Consider the following 1890-nt stretch of genomic DNA (forward strand, 5'->3'; position numbering starts at 1 on the left):
ACTGACCGCCATCGCTCTCAGCGCGTCGCTCTCCACCCTCGCCCACAGCGCCGAGGCTACGCCCTACCGCTACGGCCAGAACCTGGATATTGCCAAGGTGATTTCCATCGACGTGCCTAACACCCCGCAGTGCGAAGTGGTCACGGCAACGATGACCTACCGCAACAGCGCGGGTGACGTGGAGGTTCTCGGCTACGAACAACTCTCCAGCGCTTGCACCAACCAGAACTGACAACCAGCAGCCCAACTGATCGACAGGAGCTTGACCATGAACGTTTCTCGCACTCTGACCGCCGGGCTGCTCGCCCTGGCCATCAACAGCAGCTTCGCCGCCGGCAGTCCCGGTGTGGAGCGCAACACCCAGGGCTTCCTCGATGCCCTGGCAGCCGGTGGCGGTCAGCCGCTGGAAACCCTCTCGCCGAAAGACGCCCGCGCCGTGCTGGTAGGTGCTCAGGCCAGTGTCGAGGTGGATCTGTCCGGCATCGTTGTGGACACCAAGGTGATTGAGGTTAATGGCCAGTCGCTCACCCTCAAGGTGGTGCGTCCTGAAGGCGCTCGCGGCATTCTGCCCGGCTTCATGTTCTTCCACGGCGGTGGCTGGGTACTGGGTGATTATCCGACCCACGAACGCCTGATCCGCGACCTGGTAGTAGGCTCTGGGGCGGCTGCAATCTACGTCGACTACACGCCGTCGCCGGAAGCCAAGTACCCGACCGCGATCAACCAGGCCTATGCCGCGACCAAATGGGTCGCCGACAACGGCAGCCAGATCGGTGTCGACGGTTCGCGTCTGGCCGTGGCCGGCAACAGTGTCGGCGGTAACATGGCTGCTGTGGTGGCCATCAAGGCCAAGGAAGCCGGTACGCCGAAACTGCGCGCCCAGGTCCTGCTGTGGCCGGTGACCGACGCCAACTTCAACAATGCGTCGTATAACCAGTTCGCCGAAGGCCACTTCCTGACCCGCGGCATGATGGAATGGTTCTGGGATAACTACACCACCGACCCGAAGCAGCGTAACGAGATTTATGCCTCGCCACTGCGTGCCAGCCTGGAACAGCTCAAAGGCCTGCCGCCAGCCCTGGTGCAGACGGCCGAGATGGACGTGCTGCGCGACGAAGGCGAAGCCTACGCTCGCCGCCTGAACGCCGCCGGTGTTCCGGTGACTGCCGTGCGCTACAACGGCATGATCCACGACTACGGCCTGCTCAATGTGGTGTCCGAAGCCCCGGCGGTACGCTCCGCCATGGATCAGGCAGCACAGACGCTGAAGAACAGCCTCAAGTAAGCGGCTGAAAAAACGAAACCCCGCCACCGGTAACGGTCGCGGGGTTTCGTTTTTTGTGGGGCGGCTTTTAGCTGCGGGCTGTTCCTGTCGCGGCTGAAGCCCCTCTCACCGTACCGCGAGATTACGCCAAGCTACGCACCTGCTCCCAGGTCAGATCCAGGCACTTGCGCGCTTTCTCTACCAGTTCATCCACTTCCACCTGGCTGATCACCAGTGGTGGCGCAATGATCATGGTGTCGCCCACCGCGCGCATGATCAGACCGTTGTTGAAGCAGTGGCCACGGCACACCATGCCCACGCCCACATCCCCGGAGAAGCGCTTGCGCGTGGCCTTGTCCTGCACCAGTTCGATAGCGCCGAGCATACCGACGCCACGTACTTCGCCCACCAGCGGGTGGTCGGCCAGCTCACGCAGGCGCTTCTGCAGGTAGGGCGCGGTTTCTGCCTTCACCCGTTCGACGATGCCTTCTTCCTTGAGAATGCGCAGGTTCTCCAGCCCTACCGCCGCCGCCACCGGGTGCCCGGAGTAGGTGAAACCGTGGTTGAAGTCGCCATGCGCTTCGATCACTTCGAACACCTTGTCACTGACGATCAGCCCGCCCATT

3 protein-coding genes are annotated in these 1890 nt (G+C 62.8%); 2 read left to right on the top strand and 1 reads right to left on the bottom strand.

The annotated features are described in order from the left end of the window. Position 1 precedes the first annotated feature (1 nt). Both CXP40_RS23505 and CXP40_RS23510 read left to right on the top strand, forming a co-directional pair. Positions 2–232, top strand: a complete 231-nt coding sequence (locus tag CXP40_RS23505) for a DUF2790 domain-containing protein (protein ID WP_106735680.1) — start codon at positions 2–4, stop codon at positions 230–232. Between the two features lie 36 nt (positions 233–268). Next, positions 269–1285 (top strand): alpha/beta hydrolase, encoded by a 1017-nt coding sequence (locus CXP40_RS23510; protein WP_106735681.1) that lies wholly within the window; start codon positions 269–271, stop codon positions 1283–1285. 121 nt (positions 1286–1406) lie between these two features. On the opposite strand, the gene CXP40_RS23515 is transcribed toward CXP40_RS23510, so the two are convergent. Next, positions 1407–1890: aminotransferase class III-fold pyridoxal phosphate-dependent enzyme (locus CXP40_RS23515; protein WP_157831714.1), on the bottom strand; the 484-nt coding region annotated here is incomplete at its 5' end.

Source organism: Pseudomonas sp. YY-1, assembly GCF_002843095.1.
Lineage (GTDB): Bacteria > Pseudomonadota > Gammaproteobacteria > Pseudomonadales > Pseudomonadaceae > Aquipseudomonas > Aquipseudomonas sediminis_A.